At 69.4% G+C, this 4,043-nt stretch carries 3 protein-coding genes; all 3 read left to right on the top strand.

Annotated elements, in window-relative coordinates; all coding sequences use genetic code 11:
* Positions 1 to 181 (top strand): hypothetical protein (locus N790_RS16330; RefSeq protein ID WP_043801884.1); only part of this gene is annotated, 181 nt, incomplete at its 5' end.
* A 103-nt stretch (positions 182 to 284) separates the two neighbouring features.
* A complete protein-coding gene (locus N790_RS05685) occupies positions 285 to 2,369 on the top strand; it encodes a secretin N-terminal domain-containing protein (protein ID WP_169742144.1) in 2,085 nt (694 codons plus the stop codon).
* A 326-nt stretch (positions 2,370 to 2,695) separates the two neighbouring features.
* Positions 2,696 to 3,997, top strand: a complete 1,302-nt coding sequence (locus tag N790_RS05690; RefSeq protein ID WP_043801887.1) for a hypothetical protein — start codon at positions 2,696 to 2,698, stop codon at positions 3,995 to 3,997.
* Positions 3,998 to 4,043: the final 46 nt, after the last annotated feature.

Below are 4,043 nucleotides of genomic sequence, written 5' to 3' on the forward strand. Positions count from 1 at the left end.
CCGCAACCCGCTGCGCCGCGACGCCGCCGCCACCCCGCCGGCCACGCTGGTGCCGCCGCCCACGAACTCCACCACCACCACCACCACGACCACCGCGCCCACCACGACGCGCCCGCCGGCCACGAGCACCACGGCTCCGCCGTCGGGCGGCGACCGCCCCGGCAGCACCCGGCGCCCCTGAATTTCCTTTGCCCAGGTTTGATCCCATGATGCGAAACCCGCTCTCCGCCCGGTCCCCGAGCCCGTCCCCGTCGGCTTGGCGCAGGCTCGCCCTGGTGCTGGCCATGGCCTTGCTGAGCAGCGTGCTTGGCGCCTGCGCCACGGTGCCGCCGCCCGCCTTCCCGGACCCGCTGCGCGCCCCCAAGGCCGAGGCGGAAGCCGAGGCGCTGCCCGGCGACGAGGCCGCCACCCGCGGCCGCCCGCGCGTGGAGTCGGGCCCGACCATCGAAACGTCGCCGGTGCGTACCGTCGACCGCCGCAAGCTGCCGCCGATGAAGAGCAGCGAGCCGGTGGCCCTGACGCTTGACGGCGTCACGCTCAGCGCCTTCATCAACGAGGTGTTCGGCACCCAGCTCGGCTTCTCGCTGGACGTCGACCCGGCCGTGCGCAGCCGCCAGGAGCTGGTGAGCCTGCGCCTGGTCGACCCGGAGCCGCCGCATCGCCTGTACGTGATCGCCGAGGAAGTGCTCAAGCGCTACCAGATCAACATCACCGAGGCCGAGGGCGGCGTGCTGCGCTTCGCGCCCGGCAGCGCCGACGACGTCGAGCCGGCGCGCCTGATCACCGGCCGCGCCCTGCCGGACGTGCCGGCGGGGGAGCGCCCGGTGTTCGTGGCGATGCCGCTGGACATCACCGAGCCCGGCCGCATCACCGCGCAGGTGCGCAACCTGCTCGGCGCCAATGCCGGCGTCACCCTGACCGAGATGCTCGAGTCCAACGCCGTGCTCATCAGCGGCCGCCCGACCGCGGTGCAGGCCACGATGGAGGCGATCGCGCTGCTCGACCGTGCTTCGCTGCGCGACAAGAAGTCGCTGCGCATCAACCCGCTCTACCTCGGCGCCGACGTGCTGGCCAAGGAACTCACCGACGTGCTGCAGGCGCAGGGTTATTCGGTGCGCCAGGGCACCGGCGGTTCCGGCGCGCTGACCTTCGTGCCGGTCACGTCCGCCAATGCGCTGCTGATCTTCAGCGAGTCCGACCCGGCCCTGGCCGCGGCCGCCGAGTGGGCCGAGCGCCTGGACCAGCCCAGCGACGAAAATGCCGGCGATGGCGGCGTGTACCTCTACTTCGCGCGCCACACCACGGTGGAATCGCTGCTGCCGGTGCTGCAGGCCCTGGTCGGCGGCACCGGTGCCGGTGGCAACCCGCTGGCCGGCGGCGGCGCCGCGGCCGCCACCGGCGGTTCGACCAGCACGCGCCCGGCCGCCGAATCCGGCGGCGCGCGCGGCGGCAACCGCGCCACCGTCATGGGCGGCGTCGGCGGCCAGCTGGCCGTGGACCCGATCCGAAACGTCATCGTCTTCCAGGGCGAGGCGCAGAAGTGGCGCGCCGTGCAGGGCGTGCTGGCGCGGCTGGACCAGCCGGCCCGGCAGGTGGTGATCGAAGTCACGATCGCGGAAGTCACCCTCACCGACGAATTCGAGCATGGCGTCGAATGGGCGCTGCGCAACGTCGGCGTCAGCAACTTCACCGGGCCGATCGGCTTCAACACCGGCAGCGAGCCCAACAGCGGCGGCGTGGTGTGGAGCCCGATCTCCTCGTCCGGCCAGGTGCGCGCGGTGATGAACCTGTTCGCGCAGGACAGCCGCGTGTCCATCCTTTCCACGCCGCGCCTGATGGTGAAGAGCGGCGAAAGCGCCAGCATCGACGTCGGCACCGAGGTGCCCATCATCACCAGCCAGGCCACCGCGGTGGACCTGCCGACCACGCCGGGCAACGGTTCGTCCATCCTGCAGCAGGTGCAGTACCGCAAGACCGGCGTGCTGCTGGAGATCGACGCGGTGGTGCATTCCGGCCAGCGGGTGGACCTGAAGGTCGCCCAGGAGGTCAGCGAGGCCACCCAGACCGACACCAGCGACATTTCCTCGCCCAGCATCTTCAGCCGGCGCCTGGAAACCAGCCTCAGCCTGTCGGACGGCGAAAGCATGCTGCTGGGCGGCCTGATCTCGAACAGCACCACCCAGAGCAAGTCCAAGGTGCCCGGCCTGGGCGACATCCCGGTGGTGGGCAAGCTGTTCCAGAGCGCCAGCGACCTGGAAACCCGGACCGAGCTGCTGATGCTGATCACTCCCTACGTGATCGAGGACGCCAGCCAGGCCCGGGCCATCACGGACGCCGTCCGGGCCCGTTTCGAGGCCGGCGAGCGCTGAGCCGGCCCCCTGGGGGCCTGGGGCGGGTCCCCGGGGACCCTCGGACCCCCCTGTTCAGGCCCGAAATGTGAACAAGGTCACAAATCCTGAACAAGCATTGACGCTGCAAAACATGCGTATTAGCATCGGCCCACGTCTGGGGACTGCGCAGTGCTAGTGCATGCGCAAGCGGGCGAGGGCCCTCTCGGAGGCCGCGGTCAAGATGACCACAACACCTCCGAGAACCTTCCTCCGGTGCCGGCGCCGGCACGTGCGTGCAGGCGCTGGGCGGTGTCCAGGCTGGCCTAGCTGTTCCGATAATTTCCTAAGCTTAGGAGTCAACAAGAATGTCTCTCAACAAGAAGCTGCTCGCCGGCACCATCGCCGGTCTGCTGATCTCGACGACCGCCGGTGCGGTCAACCTCAACACCGGCCCGGCGCGCAACTACGCGCAGGAAATGACCAAGCCGGTTGCGATCACCGACGCGGCTGACACCATCGAAGTGGCCGTCGGTTACAACTTCTCGCCGAGCGAAGTCCGCTACGCCCGCCTGGAGTGCTCGAACAACCTCACCATCGCCAACCCGGCCGTTGCTTCCAGCGACGCTGCCAACCTGGCCGTCGGTGCGGTGAACGGCGCTGGTACCCCGGCCCTGTTCTTCTCGCTGACCGCCGACGCGGCCCTGGCCATCCCGACCGCTCCGATCGTGGTCTCGCTGGCTTCGGACAACACCCTGACCTCGAACGCCAACGTCGACTGCTCGTTCTCGCTGTACGACCAGCCGTCGCAGGCCCAGGCGGGCGGCGCCACCGGCCGCATCTACACCACCGGCCCGAAGGCGTTCATCCGTTCGATCCCGTCGTTCGAGTTCCTGACCACCCCGGGCCAGGCCATCGCCGACGTTGAAGCCATCGACGGCGCCTACACCGACTTCCTGTCGGGCGGCGTGTTCGGCGAGATCTACTTCGACCTCGTCGCCAACGAGCCGTTCAAGGCCGACGGCACCCTGATCACCATGGCGGACCTGTTCGCCGCTGGCACCAACGTCACCATCGCCGGCGACTTCTCCGCCGCCGCCGACGTCGAGTTCAGCAACTGGGGCCCGGCCGACACCGTGACCGACGATGACGCCAACTTCATCATCGGCTCCAGCTGGCTGTGGGACGACATCGAGTACATCCCGAACTTCGCCGACCAGATCCTCGAGTCGACCTACACCGCCACCCTCGACGCCGTCGCCAACGCTGGTTACACCATCGCTGACGTCGGTCCGCTGGACGCGGGCGAGATCGTCCGCAACGGCACCCAGCTGCAGGCCCCGCTGGCCCAGCTGCCGGCCAACTGGCTGAGCCGCGTGGTCATCACCAACACCGGTGCGCTGGATCGTCCGTACGAGATCTCGGTGTTCGGCGAGACGGGCAACACCATCTCGACCAACGCTGTCAACATGACCGGCTCCGTGCCGGCTGGTGGCACCAAGGTCGTTGACCTCGAGACCGTGCTGACCGGCTTCACCGGCGCCCCGCGCGCCACCATCAACCTGACCGTTGCTGGCCCGAACAACCAGATCCAGGGCCTGTACCAGATCGTCAACCCGGCTTCGGGCTCGATCAGCAACCACGTGATGGTGCGTCCGGGCACCAACTGATCCTTCGGGTTCAGTAACGCCTTGGAAGGGCCCGCTTCGGCGGGCC

The organism is Arenimonas malthae CC-JY-1 (assembly GCF_000747075.1).
Lineage (GTDB): Bacteria > Pseudomonadota > Gammaproteobacteria > Xanthomonadales > Xanthomonadaceae > Arenimonas > Arenimonas malthae.